Source organism: Oscillospiraceae bacterium MB24-C1 (genome assembly GCA_030913685.1).
Lineage (GTDB): Bacteria > Bacillota > Clostridia > Oscillospirales > Ruminococcaceae > Yanshouia.
In genome coordinates, this window is sequence record CP133187.1 from 1,771,336 (window position 1) to 1,792,125 (window position 20,790).

Below are 20,790 nucleotides of genomic sequence, written 5' to 3' on the forward strand. Positions count from 1 at the left end.
CTAGTATAATTGTAGGATACTGTGAAATCAAGTTTTTGTTTTGGTTTCTGGTTTTGTTACCAATATCTGCTATACACAAAAAAGATTATTTACAAAACCCTCGTTTCCTTCTTTTTTATTTTGTGCTATTATATTTATTATTACATTAAATTGCCTAGCGCAATAAATTTTAGTCGGCAGGGGGTGTCCAACTGATGTTTGATCCCAACACCAACAATACTAATCGCGGCTGTCAGGGCTGGTATCGCCCGATCAATCCAAACGAGCATATTTATATTGCCGGTTATGGTTTTTCGCCAAAGCCGCCTTTTTTAATTGAGCAAAAGCTCATTGCGCATTGTAGTGCAGCGACATCGTTGTGCCTTATCGGCTTTTTATTTCTTTCATCTTTTTTAACACAATTTTGCAATCAGCTGCTCAATCGCCTGACGCCCATAGCGCTTTATGCCATCGTTAATGAACCCATCAGACAATTTTCAATTCTGTTTGGATCAATAGGTGCTTTAACCATACCCTTTTTATTATATGGAATGCATACCCATATTCCTTTTCACAGCGCCTTACCACTGCGGCGGGTTCCCGCAAGACTAATTATAGTGGCTGTCATGCTGTCGCTCTCGGTATCTGTCATCGGTATTTATGCTTCAGAGGCATTCGCCAACTTTTTTTCATTTTTTCACATCTTTTTTTATCAACCAATTCTGGTGTTGCCAGAAGATATGATCAGCACGGTTCTTTATGTTCTGAACATCACCGTTGTGCCTGCGATTTTTGAAGAAATTGCTTTTAGAGGCGTTATTATGCAATCGCTGCGCCGTTTTGGCGATAGCTTTGCACTGTTGACCAGCGCCTGCTTATTTGCGTTGGTACATATCTCGCCCTTGTCCATGCCCCATGCTTTTTTGATGGGGCTTATCATCGGTTATTTTGTATTGTTCACCGGTTCTCTACATACCGGCATGATTATTCATTTGGTGCACAACGTATTTTCACTGCTGATTTCTCAGCTAGGAAATCTGGATCACAGCATCGCTAATATCATTTTTTTGTCCATTCAGCTTATTTATATGCTGCTTGGCACCGTTGCGGTGCTTTGGCTGTTACGCGGCTATGATAATATGTTTGCGCTAAAGCACAGCGATACAATCAATCGCTCTTCTCAAAAGCTGCGTTGCTTTTTCTGCACGTTGCCTTTTGCACTGTTTTTAGTCATGATTTTTTTACAGGCGGGAGCGTTTTTAACATGACAACCAATTTTGATCTGCAAATGATGTCGCTAGCCATAGACGAGGCTAAAAAGGCCGGGCGGATAGGGGAGGTTCCAATTGGTGCGGTCATCGCCCAAAACGGGCATGTGATTGCCACCGGACATAACATGCGCGAAACCGGACGCCATGCATTGGCCCATGCCGAAATAATTGCGCTTGATGCTGCCTGCAAGTCGCTTGGGGGTTGGCGGCTACCCGACTGTACGCTATATGTCACTCTAGAACCTTGTCCAATGTGCGCTGGAGCTATTATCAACGCCCGAATTGTACGTGTTGTTTTTGGCGCTTATGATTCTAAGGCCGGCTCCTTCGGATCGCTGGTCGATCTTTCAAAAATTGCGTACAACCACGCGCCCCAGCTTTGCGGCGGCATGATGGAGACTGAGTGCGCCACCCTGCTGCGCGATTTTTTCCGCAATTTGCGGCAGAGATAACGTTCTGAATATACAGGAGGGATTATTTTTGCAACAGCTTTCGGCAACCATCGTGCCCACGCTGACCCCGCCTCCGCCGGGTGCACAGCTTGTTATTTTCTCAGACCAACGCAACTATGTGGCTGAAATAGATTCTTCCATGATGCTGGCCGCTGCATCTCGCTATGCCGTACGTCATAATGTCTATCTTGTGCCGGAGCGTTTTATTGCGGCAAACTATCTTTGCCTATGCATGCTGTCTCCCACGGGAGAGGTTATCGGTGTGCAGCGCGCAACGCACCTCAATTTGGGGCTGCGTGAACATAATTTTTTCAGAGACGATAAAATTCAGGCGTTTGATACGCCTTTTGGTAAAATCGCCTTGCTGGTGGATGTGGATATCTATATGCCACAGGTCGTCCGTGCCGCTGTCATGGACGGCGCAACGTTACTTCTCTCTAGCCAGTTTATCCAGCTTTACGACTTTTTTGAAGATCGCATCCGTTATGGCGCCATAAACGCGGCGCTTTCAAACGGCGTACAGGTTGTGGCTGCCGCGGGGCTGGGCGGCGTTATTGTGGACGCTAACGGCCATGAAATCGCTGGCTTTTCTGAAGATCTGCCCGTTACGGCACAGATCGAAACCATCGACACGCCGTATAGTTCTGCTTTAATGCATACGGCTCAGGCGTTGCTTCGAGCGCACAAGGATCTGATTGAAGCCCCCAGGGGGGAGGACACGTCTCATGTATAAACTGCGTCTAAAAGCTTCGGCCTTTGCAATGAGCTATCTTTCAAACGAAGAGAAAGTACGTGCACAGGTGCGCAACCTTCATCCTCACACCGATAAACCCGCCCCTTTCCTTGGTGCTGGTGGCGTTAAGGTCAGCGCGGTGTGCTTTAAACCCAAGGTATATAAAAGCATTCGGGATTATATCACCCATATGAATAACTATGTCGCTGCAGCTGCCGCTTCAGGTAGTCAGCTCATCGCGTTCCCAGAGCTATGCGGCATGGCGGCGATGTCGATTATGCCAGGTTTTTCAACACTTAACGCCGACCTGAAAAAGCTCAACGAGGCCGATATTGAAGAACAAAAAGAGGCACTGTTCGCCGTATGCGAAACGGTGCAAGGCTTTGTAGGCGAAATATTTCACAACACTTTTTCACAACTGGCTCAAAGCCATCGGATAATCATTGCGGCGGGCGGACTTTTTCAGTTAGAGGACAAGCAACTTTATAATCGGCAGTTTTTATTTTCTGAAACCGGAGAGGTTGTAGGCATTCAGGATAAGCTTTTTCTGTCTTCCTGGGAAAAGCGAGTCGGTGTCACGGCTGGTACGCGTATCACCCCTGGGGACACCCATATCGGCCGGATCGCCATGCTTGATGGGCTTGCACTAAAGCACTATGAACCGTTTTGGATCGCTGCCAGTAGTGGCTGCTCTTTTGCCGTGGCTGGCGCTTCTCCTTTTTTTGTTACAGACTATGCCTTAGCACGCTTTAGAGCACAGGAACAGGGTCTATGCGTTCTCTCTCCGGGTATTTGCGGCGGACAAGAATGTGGCCCTTCATTTTCTTCACCCGCGGGTATCTATGCACCCCGTGCCGCTACTCGCAGCCGGGATGGTATTGCAGCCGAGGGGGGTGACCAGACTGTCATCACCGCACGCGTCGACCTTTCGCGCGCGTCTTCCCAGTTCGACCTTTACAGCGATGATAAAAACCCACGGTTTTTTCAACGATTGTTATTATAGCCATATCTGCATAAAAAGGCGCCTTTAAAGGTGCCTTTTCATTTAATCTTGTGATGACATATGCTTCCAAATAATATGATCCAATAATCGTACATTGAGATTATGGTAAGTTACACACAATGCTTTGACAACCTGCTCTAATAAAACTTGCGCCTCTTTTTTGTCGACACTTCGCCCCGTGCATTGACATAAAAACTTAATAATATGCCTATCAGGTTTAACTAAATTATTATTTCCCGCCAACATTCTCAAATAGGATATCGAAATGCCACTGCTTTGACCGGCAACTTTTTTAAGCATGTTTTCTAATTGTTCAGAATACTTTTGGTTAAAGTCCTGCAACGTTTCAATTTCGTATTGTCGGAATATTTCTGCCCATAGTAAAACTGCTTCGGATTTCAAAATACCATTTACTGAAGAGGTTCGCTGTTTGTTGCAAAGAATATTTTCGGTGAAATAAGGAATTTTGACACATTCAATATTATGTATTAATTCACTAATCGTGTGCTGCTGTCCCGGAGGAGAAAAGTTTTCTGTATCACGTAGTCGCTTTAGGTTATAGTAGTTGCAGTACCTTTTAACGGTATTTCTAGTTGTAGCATAACGCACGCCGATGGAAAAAACGGCGTCAATAACACAGAAAGGGAAACTATTGTAAAAATATTCGTTACTAAGCTTGCTTTCTTTCAATGGAAGCGTTTGCTCACAGCATGATGCAATTTTTATAACGTCGCTTTTCATCCATATCATTCCTTACTTGTAAATATTATATAAACCATATCATTTAGTAATTGCAACTTCAAGGCCTATCCCTGTTTGGTTGTTTCCAATATGTCTATTGTTGAAGCCAGCGCAGCATCTGCATTTCTTTGCAGATGCTGCGCTCTGAAAATTCATACAATTTAAGATTTATCACCCGGTTTAAAAACCAGAGAAATGGCTAGTCCTGATAGGACAGCGACGGTGATACCGGCTGAAGTTGCAGTCAGGCCACCCATAAATATACCCATAAAGCCATATTCGCGTACTGCCTCTTTGACACCCTTGGCCAGTAGTGATCCAAAACCCGTCAGTGGAACACTGGCACCTGCACCTGCGTATTCTATCAGTGGCTGGTACCAGCCCAGTCCACCTAAAATGACGCCGATCACCACAAAGGATACCAAAATGCGCGCGGGTGTGAGTTTTGTAAAATCGATAAGCAACTGTCCAATCAAACAGATCGCACCACCCACTAAAAATGCCCGTACATAAGACATAAGCATCTCACTCATATTAGTTACCCCCTTTCTCAGAAGAAAGCCATATTAAATGTGCAATGCCGGGTATTGATTCCTTCTGTTGAACCGTAGTGGGGGAGAGCAAAGCACCCGTTGCCATAAATAGTAGATTTTTTAGCTTGCCCTCACGCAGTCTCGGTAATAAAAACGAACAAAGCACCGATGCTGAACAACCGCAGCCTGACGCACCGGAGTGCACATCCTGCTTTTCACGGTCGTAAAGCAGAAGCCCACAGTCGTTATATTTAGACTTGACATCAATGCCTTCTTGCTTTAAAATCTGGGTCATTAAATCGGCTCCTATCGCGCCTAAATCGCCGCTGACAATCAGATCAAAATCCTGTGGTGCTTTTCCCGTATCAGAAAAAAATTGCTTTAGCGTCTGTGCGGCCGCCGGCGCCATCGCCGCCCCCATGTTGTTCTGATCTGTCACGCCCTTGTCTTCAATGGTGCCAATGGTAACTGCCCGCACAAAAGGGGGCTGTGTGCCCTGTTCCAGAATTACCGCGCCTGCCGCAGTTGCTGTCCATTGAGCCGACGTGGGGCGAACTGATCCGTACTCCAGCGGAAAGCGATATTGACGTTCCGCCGTACAAAAATGCGAGGATGTCACCGCCAATGTCCGGGCAGCCGTACCAGAATCGACTAGCAGCGTAGAAAGCAGCAGTCCTTCAGCCATTGTGGAACAAGCGCCGTAGATACCCAACAGCGGAATACCCATGTCACGTAGGCCAAAGGTAGAGCCGATACACTGGTTTAAAAGATCCCCGGCAAACACACAGTCTATGTCTGCGGGGGAGAGTGCGGCCTTTTGCAATGCCTTTTCCACTACTGTTGTCACCATTCGACTTTCAGCTTTCTCCCAAGAGGTTTGTCCAAAGGTAGCATCGGGCTCAAGAATATCAAAGCAGTCCGCCAGCGGACCCTCCGACTCTTTTTTGCTGCCTACTGCGGCAAAGGCCCGCACCGACGGCGGGCTTTGAGTAAAATAAGTCTGTTTTCCTTGTTTTTTTGCCATAACTTGCTCCTAATATAATTTAAACATCCAGATAATCAACCCATATATGACACTGGTACCAACACCATAAACAATAACCGGCCCTGCAATAATAAACATTTTAGCACCGACGCCCAACACCATGCCTTCAGATTTAAATTCCAGTGCCGGAGAAGAAACTGCGTTAGCAAACCCGGTTATCGGTACCAGCGTACCTGCCCCCGCATGCTTCGCGATATTATCAAACACCCCAAACCCCGTCAACAGTGCGGTTAAAACAACCAGCGTACAAGAAGCAGCCGACGAACAAAGCGCTTGCTTTAAGCCGAGCGCTGAATAGCCATCGGCAAGCATCTGGCCAATGACACAAATGAACCCGCCAATTACAAAGGCCGATGGCAGCGTAACAGCTATTTTTGAAGGCGGTGTCGCTTCTTTTACCAAAGCATCATAATCCTGATTGGATATCTTCATAAATGCACCTCTTTTCATTTGGTAGTGTTTCTTATACGGTTTAAAATATGTAAAAACAGCATCCATCTTAAACGTTGAAAATTTATTTGAGAAATTTTAATTTAGCTATTGCATTTATTTATACTCTGTGTTATTATAGATAAGCTGACTTGAGCATCCACATCGCGGAGTGGAGCAGTCCGGTAGCTCGTCGGGCTCATAACCCGAAGGTCGTAGGTTCAAATCCTGCCTCCGCAACCAAATTAAAACAAAACAGCCTAAATCGAAAGATTTAGGCTGTTTTGTTTTATATAGACACCAGATGGTAATTCGCTTTGCGGATAATTGGCTAAAGTCAACTAAATACCGTCTGACTCCATTTCCAAAACGAAGCCAGACGGCATAGTCCAAATATATTTTGTGATTTTACTTTTCTTTATTTAACGCGCGGTTAATAAAGACTGCTTCTTTATATTATGTTCAAAGCTGACAAATTCCATCTAATAGCATGCGGCCGCTGTGTAGCAGCGCACCACCACACCCATCAATGCGTTCAGTTGAACAAGGATAATATTGACCATCTATAACCATGACGCTATTGAGCATGCTGCTAAGTGCTTGATCCACAGGGAGGCAAACTGGCTTATGACCACGTGCTTCTAACATTTTAATGGTGTCTTGCGAAATACCATGTTCAAGCTCAAGCCCTTGTTCTAGTGTTAGGCACGTGATGTAAGGTGCCCTAACAAGCTGCTCCGGTAGCATTCCATAATCAACAGCATTGATAATTCCTTGTAATGTACCAGTGATAATACGCGGTCCGCCAGCTGCACCGATAGCGAGCCAAGGCGCCCCGTTTTTAAAAAGAATACATGGAGACATGCTAGAAAGAGGTGTTTTACCTCCTTCGATACAGTTGGCACTGCTGTATGTCAACCCTTGGCTTGTAAGAGCTCCAGGCTTAGCGCTAAAGTCGGACATGTTATTGTTCAGTACAAAACCTAACCCATCTACAACTATGCCGCTGCCGTACCAATCACGCACAGTCTGAGTGTGAGAAACCACGTTGCCATGGCAGTCCATTACTACAAAGTGGGAGGTGTTACCGGGGTATTCTGTAATGGCATTACCTTCGCTCTGTGTAGTATAGTCACCAGCCTTGGAATGATCAATCTGGGCATATCGCGCTGCTGCATGAGCTTTGCTAGTCAATTGTTTTGTGTCGACATCAACAAAATCCGGATCTGCCATTTCGATACTGCGATCAGCAAAACCTAACTTCATCGCTTCTGCTATTGCATGGATACTATCAGCTGTATTGTGGCCCATTGCAGCTAGGTCAAAGCTTTCTAATATATTAAGCATTTCAATTAACGCAGGACCGCCTCCCGGGAGAGGGAAAGCAACTACATCACAATCTCGATATGTACTACGGATAGGCTCTCTGAATTTTGGCTGATAGTTTTTCAAATCATCCAAGGTAAAGCATCCGCCTCTTTTATTGATGCTTTCTACCATTTTCTTAGCAACTTCGCCTGTGTAAAAAGCGTCTACACCTTCGTGGGCTATCTTTTCAATTAAATCGCCCAGCTCTGGGAAAGCAACTGTTTCACCTAGCTCATAGTAAGAACCGTCTGATTTTGTATATAGTCGTCGAAATTCTTCGGAAATGCGCATCTTTCTTTGGACTGAATCGTCTTGCATAGTAAGACTGCCTGTAAAACTCATGCCAAAGCCTGTGCGCGCATATCGGATCGCCGGCGCCGCAACTTGTTTAATGGTCATAGTACCATATCGATCAAGCATAACGTCTAAAGCGCGTAAAAGGCCGGGAATTGCTACGGATTGTCCACCTAAATCCTTCCATTCGTCCTGTACCTCTCCATCCTTCAAGAATAGATCCGATTTAGCATTTTGAGGTGCTATACCACGGGCATCCAAAGCAGTTACAGCCTTTTCTTTACAACTATACATAAGGCTAAAGCACCCACCACCAATACCTGAGTGGTGTGGCTCAACTACCGAAAGCGCAAGTGACACAGCGGCGGCGGCATCAAAGGCATTTCCGCCCTGTTGAAGTATTTCAAGCCCCGCACAGGTTGCATAGGCATTGTTACAACTAACAGCCCCTGCTTCTCCATGTACGCAAGGCTTAGACCAAGCCGACGGCCACATGTATAAAGTCTTTTGAACCGTACTCATTGTTTATCCTCTTATTTTTTATTATTAATAGACCATACTGTCATCAAAACAAATATGTTACGTGTATTAGAATTGTTAATTTTTTTTACTTTATTAAATTCGGAAGAAATGTGCTTAACGCCGGAATATATGTAATCACCATCAATGCAAGTAGTAGTACAAATATTAGCGGAAGGCTAGCTGACACAATTTCTTCAAATGAGATTTTACCGACATTTGTTCCAACCAAGAGATTTACACCCACTGGCGGCGTTACAAATCCAATAGCTAAATTGACTACCATAATAATACCAAAGTGTACTGGATCAATACCAACACTAGTAACCACTGGAAGTAATATTGGCGCAAGAATTAAAATAGATGATAGAGTATCAAGGAACATACCCACGAACAGCAAAAATAGATTGATAAGTAAGAGAATCACAATTCGGCTGTCAGTGAATGATGCTATACTCTTCGTAATCATATCTGGCAATTTCATCATGGTGAAAAGACGACCTAATGGCGTGGCAAAAGCAGCGATGAGCAAGATGCTGCCAACCATACGTGATGAATCAACTAATCCGGCAATCAGTTTTTTCATAGTCATTTCTTTATAAACAAAGGTACTCACTAAAAGCGCGTATACAACTGTTACTACGGCGGCTTCAGTTGGTGTGAAAATTCCACCGTAGATTCCGCCTAAAATTATAACCGGAACTAAGAGTGCCCAAATGGCTTCTCTTGTGGCGTTCAATACATCTTTAATGCTACCTTTTTTGCGTTGCTCTTTTTTAAAAACATTTTTATCTTTGCTTAAAACAAAGTAACTGCCAGCGGTAAGCGAGCCTGCCACGATAAGACCAGGTAACAGACCAGCCACAAATAAATCACCAACCGAGACACCTGTAGCAATACAGTAGACCACCATGGGGATGCTCGGTGGCACTATTACGCCTAAGCTGCCTGCATTAGCTGCTAGTGCCGCAGAAAACTTGCGTGGGTAACCCTCTTTGACCATTGACGGTATCATAATACCACCAATTGCTGCAACGGTTGCCGGTCCAGAGCCTGAAATTGCACCAAAGAAAAAACAAGACGTGATCATTACATAAGCAAGTCCACCGGGAACATTGCCAACAAGGCTTGAAGCAAAATTGATTAGTCTCTTGGATAATCCGCCCTGTTCCATTAGCGTACCGGCAAATATGAAAAATGGAACCGCCATAAGCGGGAAGCTATCCAAAGAAGTGAACATACCTTGGACAAGCCAGGAAGGAGACACCAAATCAAAAAAGAAAGTAATAAAAATCAGGAGGGACGCGCCCAAAGATATTGCCACGGGTACATTAAACAGTAAAAATATAAAAATAAGACCAAAAAGGATCATTGCATCCATTGTTAGCTTTCCTCCTGTGAACCTTTAAGGGTTTTAACAATTCTTTGAACTAGACGTATAGACATCAGCAAGGTTCCTAAAGGAAGAATAGAATACACAACTCCCATAGGAATACCCATTGTAGGGGTAAGTTGCTTTTTTACAAAAAGTATACTTTGAACCAGCTGCAGCCCTTGCCAAAAAACTACGAGCGAAAAGACTAGGAACAAGCTATAAGAGATAATTTTAATTGCCTTTGTGTACTTTGGGAATACCATGTAGATGATGTCGACCTTCAGATGGCTATCGTCACGAATCGACAGGCTGGCACCAAAAAAAATTTGCCAGATAAAGAGATAGCGTGTTAACTCTTCGCTCCAAATGAGCGAAGAGTTAAGCACATAACGAAAGAAAACCTGAAGTGAAACGAAGATGATCATCATGCTAAAAGCGCCTATCACAAAATACTCCTCGAAATGACGATCAAGTTTTTTTAAAATATTCATAGTTCCCCCCTGATGCTTTTAGGTGAAGACAGCCTTTTCTTTTATTTTTTTGCCTTTATTTCATCTATTGTCTCCATAATCCTATCATACAGATCAGGGCCTAGATCGGCTTTTACCATTTCATAAACAGGCTGCGCTTTTTCAAGAAGTTGCTGCTTAACGGAGTCTGGCAATACGGAATATTCTATTTTATCTGATTCTTGATATACTTTGTGAAGTCGCTCATCAGCTTCTCTGGACATTTGTCTTTGATAGTCGGTTGCAACCTTAGCTGAATCGTCGATAGCTTTCTGCAAATCTTCAGGCAGACCGTTGTAGAAATCTGCATTGATGTAAAGTCCGTCCGGATCATAGAAGTGATCGCTAATGGTAAGATACTTCTGAACTTCTTCAAATTTTTGGCTAGCAATGTTTGGGAGAGGATTTTCTTGTCCGTCTACTGTCTTTTGTTGAAGAGCGGTAAAAAGCTCACCAAATGCCATAGGTGTTGGATTTGCTCCCCAGCTTTTGAAGGTTTCAATATGGATTCTATTTTCCATTGTACGAATTTTTACGCCTTCCAAGTCTTCAGCAGTTTGAATTGAACGAACACTGTTGGTTATCTGGCGGTAACCATTTTCCCAGAACGCCAACATCTTAATGCCAGTTTTATCTTCAACACGCTGTCTAAGCTCTGCACTAATAGGATAGTTGTCCATAAAATCGTATACCTGCTCTCTTGTATAGAAGAGATAAGGTAAGTTGAAAACGGTGCAGGTCGTATCAAAGGTAGAAAGGGGGCCAATGGAACACTCAACCATTGTCAGATTCCCTTGTTGCAAGGATTCTAACATTTCACGACCGCCGCCCATTTGATTGTTTGGGAACACCTGAACTTCAATTTGTCCATTGGTTCGAGCTTCCAGATCCTCTTTAAATTTATACATACCCTGTGTCAAAGGATTTTCATCCGGTAAAGTTCCACCAAATGTGATTACAATTTTTTTATCGCTTGCGCTGTTTGTTACGTCAGATGCACCAGACTGTGTTGAGCTTGTTTGTTGGGAGCCGGAACAACCTGTTACTGCTACAACTATGAGGCCGATTACTAGTAGTGATGTAAGTAGTCTTTTCATGTTTTTTATCTCCTTATACATTTTCAAAGTATACACCTTAAAACATGCTTCCTTTGATAAATATTGCTTTCCTCCTTTTTTAAAAATTAAGTCGCATGTTCTATCAACATTTTATTAGGCCATTTTGATGCTACAATTAAGTTAATCGCGCAGTTTAATTGTAAAATATTACAGATTGATTTTTATCATATGTAATATGTAATATATCACATGATGCAATGTTTTCTTTTTAGCATGTTATATCCGATAAAAAGCTCAGGTGATATATCGGATAATCAACAAAAAAATTAATCATACCAAAATTTGTTGACAGTACGTCGGTAGGAATTGCTGAGATGCTTGTCTATGGCTTCTTCTGCCTGCTTTGAATCATGTTTAAGAATAGCATCACAAACTTCGATATGCTCGTCAAGTATCTTTTTTGCATTGTCTTTGTTAAGATAAATTGAAGTATCCTCAAAACGCAGATAATGGCTAAGAAGCATATCAAGAGTGCGTATAATCCAACTGTTATGCGTCATAGTTGCGATGGTGCGATGAAACTGATGATCGATGTGGTATAGAAGGCTCTGGTCGCCAGAATCTAAGTTTAATTTTGTATCGCTTACACAACGTTGAAGAACAACCAGCTCACCTGCACTAGCTCTTTGGGCTGCTAGTCCAGCTGACAATTTTTCAATATAGCTTCTCATTTCAAGAATATCATGTGCTTCGGTTTGTGTAATTGGCACAACTTGAATTCCCTTATTACGGCTATAAGTAACAAAACCTTCTTTTTGCAATTCCAAAAGAGCTTCCCGTACCGGTGTACGACTTATTCCCAGTTCTTTGCAGATGCTTTCCTGAGAATACATTACTCCAACTTGAAACCTTTGGAATAGAATAGCATCTTTTATCATCTGATAAGCCTGTTCTTTGTAGGTAGGGGTGACCAGCGACGGCTGATGTGCAAATATTCCTTTTGCCATCGTGTTTTCGGGCATGGTATTACTAACCAACTTTCTATAATCGTTATAAAATATTCTGCCTTATAAAGCCTAATGATAACTTGAATTACAGTTAGGCCATGATAAGACATAGAATATGCTGTCTTTACATCCAATAGCCTAAAGCATAGCACCGACGATTTGGGCTAATATCTCAGGTAGAGTGCTTTAAATATTTTGGCTCTTGATGGCGTTATTAACATAAAACAAAACAGCTTTTAGTTAATTTCCATATATTACAGTAATAAATAATATCTTTATATTATCATAAGTTAAAATTTTACTGTTGTCAATATATAATAATAGAGATTATATCGTAAAACTATGCCATCACACCTTATATTAGTACTCTTTAGCAATCAAAAACTGTCTGGCGCCTCATCGAACATGAACCAGCAAGCAATGAGAAATGATGATTTTAAAGAAAATTTGATGGGGTGGGCCGGTACCCGCTCGTATCATTAGGTATACAAATAGCCTAATAAAAGGCGGTAGGGTAATTGACCCCACCGTCTTTTATCATACAATGCCAAAACGTCTTTTAAACTCCTGAGTTAGCTCTTCCCGAAAGTCGGGGTGCGCGATACCAATTAGCGCCTGCGCTCTTTCGCGCAGGGTTTTTCCTTTAAGATGCGCAATACCATACTCAGTTATAATGTAGTCTACATCACAACGCGAGGTGGTTACCGGCGCACCGTCATCCAACTTTGCAACAATCTTTGAAATGCCTTTTGTCGAGGACGGCATGGCGATAATCGAGCGTCCGCCGCGACTCATAGCAGCGGCACGGACAAAGTCCACCTGCCCGCCCACACCGGATATTTGCAAGCTACCAATCGCTTCAGAGCATACCTGCCCCATGAGATCGACCTGTACACAGGAGTTTATTGAGACAAGATTATCATTTTTTGCGGCAATCCCCGGATGGTTGACATAATCAACTGGTAATATCAGCACATCGGGGTTATTATTCACAAAGCTGTACAGTTTTTGGGTTCCCATAAGAAAGGTTGCCACGTATTTACCGGTATGTATCGTCTTTTTTTTATTGGTGATTACCCCAGCCTCAGCCAATGCAACTACGCCGTCCGAAAACATCTCAGAGTGAATACCCAGATCCCTTTTTTCTTTCAGAAAACTTAATACTGCATCAGGAATAGCCCCAATCCCAAGCTGCAGTGTGTCGCCATCTTTGATTAGAGACGCACAATAGCTGCCGATTGTCTCTTCAATACTGCCAATTTGGGGCGGCTGCAAAGCGATCAGCGGCGCGTCATGCAAAACAAAACAGTCAATATCCTCAGCAAACACGAAGCTTTCACCCGCGGTGCGCGGCATATATGCATTCACCTGCGCAATCACAAGCTTGGCAGTTTTTACGGCTTCAAGCGTGTAATCGACCGAAACCCCAAGAGAACAAAAACCATTTTCGTCCGGTGGTGTAACCATAACCATGGCCACATCGGGTTTTAAGGTGCTGTGGAAAAGCTGAGGCACCTGATAAAAGAAGCAGGGAGTAAAGTCCGCTCTCCCCTGCGCTATAGCCGATTTACTGCCCGCGCCCGCAAAAATTGCGTTGTGTCGAAAGTTTTCTCGATATTGTGGCAGACAGTATTCACATTTGCCCATCGCCACCATATGAATAAGTTCAACGTTTTGATATGCCTGCGCGTCGGCCACCATAGCATCGATGATGTGCGAGGGTTCACCTACCGCGTGGGCAATAACGACCTTGTCGTTGTGTTTTATCTTTTTGACCGCCTGCTGTGCGGTTATTGTGTTCTTGTTAAAATGTGCTTTCCAGCTCATAATACGCTACCCCTTTTCTTTTAGGTAATGATACGCCTCTATGCTGCGGCTGCTGGAAACAAATATTATCTCACCTGCAGAATATGCATCGACATTCACACAGGCAGCACTGCACCCACAAACCACAATTAATAGGTCGTAACATTCTTCCATGGACGCGTATGTGAAGTCTACCTTTGCAAAGTCGCGCTTTAAGCTGTTAACAAATTCGACGCGGTCATACCGAGGGTTACACCCGCCGCAATAGACGATTCCGTTTTTCATAGCTTATAGATCGCTCTTGTTTAATATTTTTCTCGCCTGTGCGATAAGACTATCACTGACTCCTTGCACCAAAACCACTTCGGTGATCTCGGGTAGAGCATTTTTAACAGCCTGCGCCACAAGCTTTTCAGTAGTCAGCCCAGCAGAGGGGCAACCCGCGCATTGTCCTAAAAGACGGAACCGGAGAATGCCATTCGCAACTGACAAAACCTCTATATCGCCGCTGTGGGACAACAATTGCGGACGCACTGTATCATTTATTACCTTATCAAGTATGGGGTTGGTTTTAAGCATCATCCGGTTCCTCCTACAACCTTATTACTCTGAAATTTTTGCTAGTTTTTCGGCTAGCTTTTTCTTATGATCTAGGTTGCCTTGGCGCGCAATCATAATGCGCTGTGCCTGGGGCGAACCCGCGCCGTGCATACTTTCGGTACGATAACCAACCGCTGCTGTACCCAGCGCCAGATTTTCAATAAGCCGTAAAATTCTAAGCCGGCTTTCGGTGGAAACACCTGGTGTCGCCTTAAAATATTTTTCAATGTATGGTCCAAGCTTTTCGTCTCTGAAGTCAGCTTCGGAAGGGGCAGTTACCATTAGCCCACCTGCAATATCTTCGGCAAGGCGTACAATTTCGTATGGGAATCGTGTTATGTTCTGCTTGCAAACATTGGCCAGCAGCAAATCAATGATGTAGTTTCCACTTTCGGTCTGATATCCTTCTGCCGAACAGGCGATGCCGCAGCAATAAAGGGTTTCGTTAAGATGGGTCATTTCTATCAGCTTATCCTTGACGTGGGAGGCTTTTTGCGCACCGTTGTAGTCAGCTGCAACTGCGGCCGCGCCAATGAGCACATCACCCACGCCAACCTTGCAGCCGCCGTAGCTCTGGCGATGGTAACCCGCAAAACGTTCAACCAACATCCCGCTATACTCTGTCTCACCATTTAAGAAGATTCGCTCGTTGGGTACGAATACATCGTCAAAGATAACCAGCGCTTCAACGCCGCCAAATTCCGAGTTGCCCACATCCATCTCGCTGCCTTCAAGCTTTCTGGTATCGCAGGATTGCCGCCCGATAATCATAAAAATACCTTTTGCATCCATCGGCAACGCAAATGATACGGCAAAATCTTTGTCCTCCGGCCGCATGGACTGGGTGGGCATAATAATAATCTCGTGTGAATTAAGTGCGCCGGTCTGATGTGCCTTAGCGCCCCTTACCACAATTCCATCTTCTCTTCGCTCGACTACCCGTAGGAATAAATCGAGATCCTCTTGCTGGTGAGGCGCTTTAGAACGGTCGCCTTTCGGGTCGGTCATGGCGCCGTCCACCGTCAGATCTTTCTCCTGACAATAAGCCAAAAATTTTTTAAAATTATCATGATAGGTCGTTTTATACTTTTTATCAACTTCATAGGTGGTGGAATAGACGGCGTTGAACGCGTCCATACCTACGCAGCGCTGGAAACATGCGCCAGTCTGCTGACCGAGCAGGCGCTGCATTTTAACCTTTTTTATTAGGTCTTCGGTTGACCGATGGATGTGTGCAAAGCGATTAATACGTTCTCCTGTTTCGGGCGAAACGGCGGTCATCAGATCGCGGTATTCTGGCCTTTGTGCCAAATCATAGGTTGCCCGCACCGAATTGAGCGAAGGACGCAAAATTGGATCGTCAACAGGATTTTCAACCTTCTTGCCAAACATATACACTTGCGTTTTTAGGTTGCGTATCGACGTAATATATTGATCTCCGGTCATAAGTGACATAATAATTCCTCCTTTTGCTAATAAAGCAACCGATAAATATGTCTGACGTCCTCAGCCGTCAACGTTACAAAATTATTACCCATCAACCTTTGCTGCTTAGTCATGACGACTTCAGTAAAGTCGTCTATATCCTGTTGAGTTACGCCATATTCTCTAAGCGCCTTTTTAGGTAAAATTTGATTGAGCAGATTTTCAAGTTCGACATATACATCCTTTGTATCACAGTTTAAAAGCTTGGCAAGTTCACTATTTAAAACAGCAATCTCGCCATCGGTTTTAATAGCCATATAGCGGTTTAACACACCGATAAACATGGCGTAGTTACTTTCACCGTGCGCGACATGGTATTTTCCGCCAAGTGGATAGCTCATTGCGTGTACGGCAGCGCATCCGGCAGTACCAAAAGCTAGTCCAGCATAGGTTGACGCAACAAGAAAATCCTCCAGTAGACTTTCTCTGGCTTCGGGCCCCTTTTCCTGCATCTGCTTGTAACCATTAATAATCATTTCTATGGCCTTATATCCGAATAGTTTGCTAAAAGGCGTTGCCTTAGGAGAAAGCGATGACTCAACCGCATGCACCAGCGCATCAATTGAACTCGTAGCAAAAATATCCAGTGGCAGGTTAGCAACCAACTCAGGAATCAGCACCGCGTAGTTGGCATACAGCGCCTGACCAACCATGCCCATTTTAGTGTTAAGCCTTGTGCGGTTAAGAATGGATATGTTGGTTACTTCGGTTCCGGTGCCGCAAGTGGTAGGGACAATAACTAGCTCACAAGATTTCTTCAAGTTAGCCATATCGTTATACGACTCATCGACGCCCTTGCCGTTTGAAACTGCCAGCACCTTGGCAATGTCCAAAATAGAGCCTCCACCAACGGCTATTAGTCGCTTAAACTGTTTTTGCGATGCCGCCTCAATTATGGCATCAACCATGACATCGGTCGGTTCACCTTTGCCGTATTGCTCTCTGAACATGACATCCGCCGTCATATTTAATGCCTCAAAGTGCCTACCATAGGTACGCGCACTGGTAAAGAGCAAGTCGCCCTCGCCTAAGTTAAATTCCTTGGCAAATATTTCGCAGCTATCAAACTTAAATATTTGCGTTTCGAGGTTTAATTGCTTCATAACCGGCTCACTTCCTTTTTTATAAGATTAAATCCATAGTATAGAGACTTTCCGCAACAAAGGGCTGATTTGTGATCAATCAGCTCTTTGGGAGGGGCGTGATCAGTTTAATTATCACGCCCCTTATAATTATTTAATAATCAGCTATTGGCTTCGCTGGGGTGATTTTTCAGGTAATACACTTCGCTGGCTTCAATTAGCAGCCAGAGAATGACGCCGGTTAGCAGCGCCCATCCCGGGGTCTTGCAGGCGAGAACCGCCGCCATAACACAGGCGATACCACGCTCATTGGTAGTCGTAGCCATTCTCATGCCAATGTTGCCACAGGCAAAGCACTGCACTGCCATAGTGATACCGAAAAAGATGGCGAACGCCGGCCGAATCAGCGTAACGAGCGGCAGAATCAAAACCGCAATGACTGTCGCTGCTCTGAAGGTGCATACGCCGCCCCAGTAGGTGCGCATGGTCTTGTATCCTCTCTTATAGCGCTCGGTAATTGTCAGCAAGCCAGATGCCCACAGCGGACCGCACATTGGCACCCACGGTGCAAACAGCGCCATGATACCATTTCTTAAAAAGCTGACCAGGTTAGAACGTCCTGCGTCAAAGATAACGGTTTCATCAGAGCGGAAGGAGGTCGCCTCGGTGACAATTTCTTTAGCCAAAACGAAATCGGAGAAAGCGATAATGTAAACGGTTAGCGCCATAGGAATAGCGCTAATAAAGAAGCTGGCTTCAGGTAACCCCAGTCCGAATATAGTAAAATGCTCCAGTACAAAACCAAAGTTAAGGGGCGTAAATCCCCACTGAATCTGAGGCATGGGGATTTCTTTAAGCAGAATCGGTGCCAGAATAATAGCAAATAGCTGCGCAGGCACAACGCCCTGATTGCGGACAACGCGCCAGAAATCACTCTTTTTAGCCATACGCGCAAAAGAAGGATTAAACAGGAATAAATACGCAAGCAGGCATGCTATGATGACTGTCCAGGGCGCTTTAGGAATACGTGCGTTAATTACATTGATGCCCGCGGTTACACCCGCACCCAAAACGATTCCCGCCTTGATAGACATAGGTATCGACTCAACAAGTTTTCGACCTATGCCTGTAGCACCCATAAGCAAAAAGCTTAGTGCGACCATCATCTGTAATGCAATCATCGCTTTTATTCTGTCAACGTCTCCGGTGGCATAGTTGGGCACCTGCCACTGGCTGAGGTAAGCAATTGTCAGCGGTAGCGCCGGGGTAATCCACCCGGGCACAACCGGATCACCTAACAGAGAGGGAAGGTAATAACAAATTGCATTTAATACGCCAAAGGTCAGCGCCATGAGGAAAACGCTGTTTTCATTTAGCCCAAGTGCAGTAATATTCTCTGGCACATCAAGACCAAAGGTGGTCATGGTGGTAGTGACACCCGCGCCCAAACAGGCAACACCAAGGAACATAGCAGCGGCAAACTCGGTCCATTGCCACTCATGGTGGATTAACGGTAGTCGCAAAGTAAACGGCCCCAACTTGATCCCAGGTTGCTCTTCACCGTATTTGCGCTTTTTCAGGGGAAATCTTTCAGTCATGAAATTTTCCGGAATTTTCTGGACCTTGCTCTCGGTCGTACTCATGTACAAATCCTCCTCTTTAAAACTGTTCTGATTTCTTACCACCGGAACGCCCGTCATTGTTTGGTCGATATAACTGGTCGTCGTATCCATTTCGCCAATTAATGATAAATTTTACTTCCGCCCAAACTTTGTATAAATGTAACATATTATTTATAGATTATCAACTTAAAAAGTGAATATTGTATAAAAATCTACCTTCTAACCAAGGCAATATGACCAAAGGTATACGCTATCGACAATTTTTTTACAGGCTCGTATATTCTCTATTTACGACACTCAAATTTTATATTTGAGTCAAAAAAAGAGGCATATTTGTTGCAATATAGCAACAAATATGCCTCTTTTAGTTGTTTTGAGACCTATTAATCTGTTTTGATTTTACAACATGTTTCATTTTTGCATCGAAAAACGTTCTTTATGATGCCTCCTTTTGCGCACCAGTGTGGCCGCATCTATCCCCAAACTCTTTGCAGCATCTCGCACATTGCCATACCGCTCATAGGCTTTTTCAATATACGAAAGCTCTAGCTGGGCAACCAGCGCCTTTAAATTCGCAGATTCGAAAGATTTTTCCGGTGCGGAAGGAGCCTCGCTGCCAAGCGGAATTGAAAGGCTTCCCGTCTCTATGACACTGCCTTCAGACATTAGCATAGCACGTTCTACAACACTGCGAAGCTCTCTGACATTACCCAGCCACGCATAGCCTTTAAGCGCACTCATCGAAGCGCTACTAAACCGCTTCTTCATACGATATTTTCTGTTGACTTCCATTACAAAGCTTTGTACAAAGGGCATAATATCCTCCCTGCGCTCACGCAGTGGTGGAACATGTATGGTCACCACGTTTAACCGGTAATACAGCTCTTCTAAAAACTCCTTTTCCCGCACCATTTCGGCTATCTTATGGTTCGTACCCGCAATGACACGGACATCCACCGTAATAGGTTTTTCTGCACCGATACGTTCAATACGCTGCTCTTTTAGTAGCAATAGTAGCTTACCCTGAACATCCAACGGCAGGTCGGCAATTTCATCAATATGAATCGTACCACGGTCCGCCGCTTCTATCAATCCCATTCTGCCTTTGCCACTTCCAGCACCGTCATCATAGCCGAACAACTCGCCCTCCAACGCTTTTGGCGGTATTGATTTACAGCATACGCGAACAAATTTTTCTCCTTTTCGGTTGGAACGCTCGTGAATATATTGAGAAAGCTGCGCTTTTCCTACACCCTGCTCACCGCTTAATAGTACCGGAATATTCAGCGTAGCTATGCGCTTGGCCTGCTGTAAAACATCCCGCATGGCCTTATCCACCGCTATCATTTCTGCCGGTGTAGGCAAGGTGCGACGCATTGCCTCAATTTCTTTAAAATATTTACTTGTCATTTCACGGTTTTGCGCTAGTTCCTCTTTTAACGCGTGCAGTTCGGTAACATCGCGAACGTTTGTAACAACCATGACAATTTCCTGTTTGTCGTCAAAAACTGGTGTGCTTGTGATGATGGCGCGCTTCCCAGTCTTGAACACCTGTTCAATAGTTACTGGCTCCCGCGCTTTAAGCGCTTCCAACGTTCCTGAACGTGAGATAACCCCGCTTCCAACAAGAACATCCATCCGCGTACCTAACAACTCTCTTCGGTCAAGGCCGCTAATATCCTCGTAGCTTTTGTTGATCATCATAGTTATCGCATGGCCGTCGGTAATATAAATACCGTCATAGGAGGATTCTATAATCGTCTCAAACCGAGCACGGGCCTCTCTCAAATTCCGGAACATGGGCGGCTCTTCGGTTACCTGTGGGAAATAAAAGTACGCCGGATCTCGCTTTGCCAAAAATCACACCTCCACTATTTGC

At 44.4% G+C, this 20,790-nt stretch carries 20 protein-coding genes and 1 tRNA gene; 5 read left to right on the forward strand and 16 right to left on the reverse strand.

The window, feature by feature from the left end:
* The first annotated feature begins 194 nt into the window (after positions 1-194).
* Genes RBH76_08505 through RBH76_08520 form a run of 4 tightly spaced genes read left to right on the forward strand, consistent with a single transcriptional unit; the run spans position 195 to position 3,438 of the window.
* Positions 195-1,247, forward strand: a complete 1,053-nt coding sequence (locus RBH76_08505) for a type II CAAX endopeptidase family protein (protein WMJ82779.1) — start codon at positions 195-197, stop codon at positions 1,245-1,247.
* Positions 1,244-1,702, forward strand: coding sequence for a nucleoside deaminase (locus RBH76_08510; protein WMJ82780.1), 459 nt, complete (start codon positions 1,244-1,246; stop codon positions 1,700-1,702). Before RBH76_08505 ends, RBH76_08510 begins: the two co-directional genes overlap by 4 nt.
* Positions 1,703-1,730: 28 nt before the next feature.
* Positions 1,731-2,435 (forward strand): carbon-nitrogen hydrolase family protein, encoded by a 705-nt coding sequence (locus tag RBH76_08515; GenBank protein ID WMJ82781.1) that lies wholly within the window; start codon positions 1,731-1,733, stop codon positions 2,433-2,435.
* Positions 2,428-3,438: a nitrilase-related carbon-nitrogen hydrolase gene (locus tag RBH76_08520; protein ID WMJ82782.1), complete on the forward strand. Its 1,011-nt coding sequence runs from the start codon at positions 2,428-2,430 to the stop codon at positions 3,436-3,438. Before RBH76_08515 ends, RBH76_08520 begins: the two co-directional genes overlap by 8 nt.
* Positions 3,439-3,480: 42 nt before the next feature.
* Here RBH76_08520 and RBH76_08525 read toward each other — a convergent pair whose 3' ends face one another.
* The 4 genes from RBH76_08525 to spoVAC all read right to left on the reverse strand — a co-directional run bounded on the left by RBH76_08525 (position 3,481) and on the right by spoVAC (position 6,189).
* The gene (locus RBH76_08525; protein WMJ82783.1) at positions 3,481-4,179 is read right to left on the reverse strand and encodes a hypothetical protein; all 699 of its coding nucleotides are present in this window, start codon (positions 4,177-4,179) and stop codon (positions 3,481-3,483) included.
* A 161-nt stretch (positions 4,180-4,340) separates the two neighbouring features.
* Positions 4,341-4,697 carry a stage V sporulation protein AE gene (gene spoVAE / locus RBH76_08530; GenBank protein WMJ85219.1) on the reverse strand — a complete coding sequence of 119 codons (357 nt, stop codon included), beginning with the start codon at positions 4,695-4,697 and terminating at the stop codon, positions 4,341-4,343.
* Positions 4,698-4,713: 16 nt separating this feature from the next.
* Positions 4,714-5,736: a stage V sporulation protein AD gene (spoVAD, locus tag RBH76_08535; protein WMJ82784.1), complete on the reverse strand. Its 1,023-nt coding sequence runs from the start codon at positions 5,734-5,736 to the stop codon at positions 4,714-4,716.
* 9 nt (positions 5,737-5,745) lie between these two features.
* Positions 5,746-6,189, reverse strand: a complete 444-nt coding sequence (spoVAC, locus tag RBH76_08540) for a stage V sporulation protein AC (GenBank protein WMJ82785.1) — start codon at positions 6,187-6,189, stop codon at positions 5,746-5,748.
* Between the two features lie 163 nt (positions 6,190-6,352).
* Here spoVAC and RBH76_08545 point away from each other — a divergent pair.
* Positions 6,353-6,429: transfer RNA gene (locus RBH76_08545), tRNA-Met, on the forward strand.
* 219 nt (positions 6,430-6,648) lie between these two features.
* On the opposite strand, the gene ggt is transcribed toward RBH76_08545, so the two are convergent.
* The 12 genes from ggt to RBH76_08605 all read right to left on the reverse strand — a co-directional run bounded on the left by ggt (position 6,649) and on the right by RBH76_08605 (position 20,768).
* Positions 6,649-8,370 carry a gamma-glutamyltransferase gene (ggt, locus tag RBH76_08550; GenBank protein ID WMJ82786.1) on the reverse strand — a complete coding sequence of 574 codons (1,722 nt, stop codon included), beginning with the start codon at positions 8,368-8,370 and terminating at the stop codon, positions 6,649-6,651.
* Positions 8,371-8,455: 85 nt separating this feature from the next.
* A complete protein-coding gene (locus RBH76_08555) occupies positions 8,456-9,748 on the reverse strand; it encodes a TRAP transporter large permease (protein WMJ82787.1) in 1,293 nt (430 codons plus the stop codon).
* A gap of 2 nt (positions 9,749-9,750) precedes the next feature.
* Positions 9,751-10,233: a TRAP transporter small permease gene (locus RBH76_08560; protein WMJ82788.1), complete on the reverse strand. Its 483-nt coding sequence runs from the start codon at positions 10,231-10,233 to the stop codon at positions 9,751-9,753.
* Between the two features lie 41 nt (positions 10,234-10,274).
* Positions 10,275-11,348 carry a DctP family TRAP transporter solute-binding subunit gene (locus RBH76_08565; protein ID WMJ82789.1) on the reverse strand — a complete coding sequence of 358 codons (1,074 nt, stop codon included), beginning with the start codon at positions 11,346-11,348 and terminating at the stop codon, positions 10,275-10,277.
* A 287-nt stretch (positions 11,349-11,635) separates the two neighbouring features.
* Complete coding sequence (locus tag RBH76_08570) at positions 11,636-12,331, reverse strand: GntR family transcriptional regulator (GenBank protein ID WMJ82790.1); 696 nt, start codon at positions 12,329-12,331, stop codon at positions 11,636-11,638.
* A 522-nt stretch (positions 12,332-12,853) separates the two neighbouring features.
* Positions 12,854-14,143 carry an acetyl-CoA hydrolase/transferase C-terminal domain-containing protein gene (locus tag RBH76_08575; GenBank protein WMJ82791.1) on the reverse strand — a complete coding sequence of 430 codons (1,290 nt, stop codon included), beginning with the start codon at positions 14,141-14,143 and terminating at the stop codon, positions 12,854-12,856.
* A 6-nt stretch (positions 14,144-14,149) separates the two neighbouring features.
* Positions 14,150-14,407 (reverse strand): hypothetical protein, encoded by a 258-nt coding sequence (locus RBH76_08580; protein WMJ82792.1) that lies wholly within the window; start codon positions 14,405-14,407, stop codon positions 14,150-14,152.
* Between the two features lie 3 nt (positions 14,408-14,410).
* The gene (locus RBH76_08585; protein ID WMJ82793.1) at positions 14,411-14,704 is read right to left on the reverse strand and encodes a NifU family protein; all 294 of its coding nucleotides are present in this window, start codon (positions 14,702-14,704) and stop codon (positions 14,411-14,413) included.
* A 21-nt stretch (positions 14,705-14,725) separates the two neighbouring features.
* Positions 14,726-16,177 carry a 4-hydroxyphenylacetate 3-hydroxylase family protein gene (locus tag RBH76_08590; protein WMJ82794.1) on the reverse strand — a complete coding sequence of 484 codons (1,452 nt, stop codon included), beginning with the start codon at positions 16,175-16,177 and terminating at the stop codon, positions 14,726-14,728.
* Between the two features lie 17 nt (positions 16,178-16,194).
* Positions 16,195-17,310, reverse strand: a complete 1,116-nt coding sequence (locus tag RBH76_08595; GenBank protein WMJ82795.1) for a 4-hydroxybutyrate dehydrogenase — start codon at positions 17,308-17,310, stop codon at positions 16,195-16,197.
* 140 nt (positions 17,311-17,450) lie between these two features.
* On the reverse strand, positions 17,451-18,932 hold the full coding sequence (locus RBH76_08600; protein ID WMJ82796.1) for a hypothetical protein: 1,482 nt from the start codon (positions 18,930-18,932) through the stop codon (positions 17,451-17,453).
* A gap of 390 nt (positions 18,933-19,322) precedes the next feature.
* Positions 19,323-20,768: a sigma 54-interacting transcriptional regulator gene (locus RBH76_08605; GenBank protein ID WMJ82797.1), complete on the reverse strand. Its 1,446-nt coding sequence runs from the start codon at positions 20,766-20,768 to the stop codon at positions 19,323-19,325.
* Between the last annotated feature and the right edge of the window lie 22 nt (positions 20,769-20,790).

Excerpts from the sequence above, each read along its gene's own strand:
- RBH76_08570 (WMJ82790.1), bottom strand. The coding sequence starts at position 12,331 with ATGCCCGAAAACACGATGGCAAAAGGAATATTTGCACATCAGCCGTCG.
- ggt (WMJ82786.1), bottom strand. The coding sequence starts at position 8,370 with ATGAGTACGGTTCAAAAGACTTTATACATGTGGCCGTCGGCTTGGTCT.
- RBH76_08595 (WMJ82795.1), bottom strand. The coding sequence starts at position 17,310 with ATGAAGCAATTAAACCTCGAAACGCAAATATTTAAGTTTGATAGCTGC.
- RBH76_08510 (WMJ82780.1), top strand. The coding sequence starts at position 1,244 with ATGACAACCAATTTTGATCTGCAAATGATGTCGCTAGCCATAGACGAG.
- RBH76_08600 (WMJ82796.1), bottom strand. The coding sequence starts at position 18,932 with ATGAGTACGACCGAGAGCAAGGTCCAGAAAATTCCGGAAAATTTCATG.
- spoVAC (WMJ82785.1), bottom strand. The coding sequence starts at position 6,189 with ATGAAGATATCCAATCAGGATTATGATGCTTTGGTAAAAGAAGCGACA.
- RBH76_08555 (WMJ82787.1), bottom strand. The coding sequence starts at position 9,748 with ATGGATGCAATGATCCTTTTTGGTCTTATTTTTATATTTTTACTGTTT.
- RBH76_08505 (WMJ82779.1), top strand. The coding sequence starts at position 195 with ATGTTTGATCCCAACACCAACAATACTAATCGCGGCTGTCAGGGCTGG.
- spoVAD (WMJ82784.1), bottom strand. The coding sequence starts at position 5,736 with ATGGCAAAAAAACAAGGAAAACAGACTTATTTTACTCAAAGCCCGCCG.
- RBH76_08525 (WMJ82783.1), bottom strand. The coding sequence starts at position 4,179 with ATGAAAAGCGACGTTATAAAAATTGCATCATGCTGTGAGCAAACGCTT.
- RBH76_08575 (WMJ82791.1), bottom strand. The coding sequence starts at position 14,143 with ATGAGCTGGAAAGCACATTTTAACAAGAACACAATAACCGCACAGCAG.
- RBH76_08590 (WMJ82794.1), bottom strand. The coding sequence starts at position 16,177 with ATGTCACTTATGACCGGAGATCAATATATTACGTCGATACGCAACCTA.
- RBH76_08580 (WMJ82792.1), bottom strand. The coding sequence starts at position 14,407 with ATGAAAAACGGAATCGTCTATTGCGGCGGGTGTAACCCTCGGTATGAC.
- RBH76_08520 (WMJ82782.1), top strand. The coding sequence starts at position 2,428 with ATGTATAAACTGCGTCTAAAAGCTTCGGCCTTTGCAATGAGCTATCTT.
- RBH76_08560 (WMJ82788.1), bottom strand. The coding sequence starts at position 10,233 with ATGAATATTTTAAAAAAACTTGATCGTCATTTCGAGGAGTATTTTGTG.
- RBH76_08585 (WMJ82793.1), bottom strand. The coding sequence starts at position 14,704 with ATGATGCTTAAAACCAACCCCATACTTGATAAGGTAATAAATGATACA.
- spoVAE (WMJ85219.1), bottom strand. The coding sequence starts at position 4,697 with ATGTCTTATGTACGGGCATTTTTAGTGGGTGGTGCGATCTGTTTGATT.
- RBH76_08565 (WMJ82789.1), bottom strand. The coding sequence starts at position 11,348 with ATGAAAAGACTACTTACATCACTACTAGTAATCGGCCTCATAGTTGTA.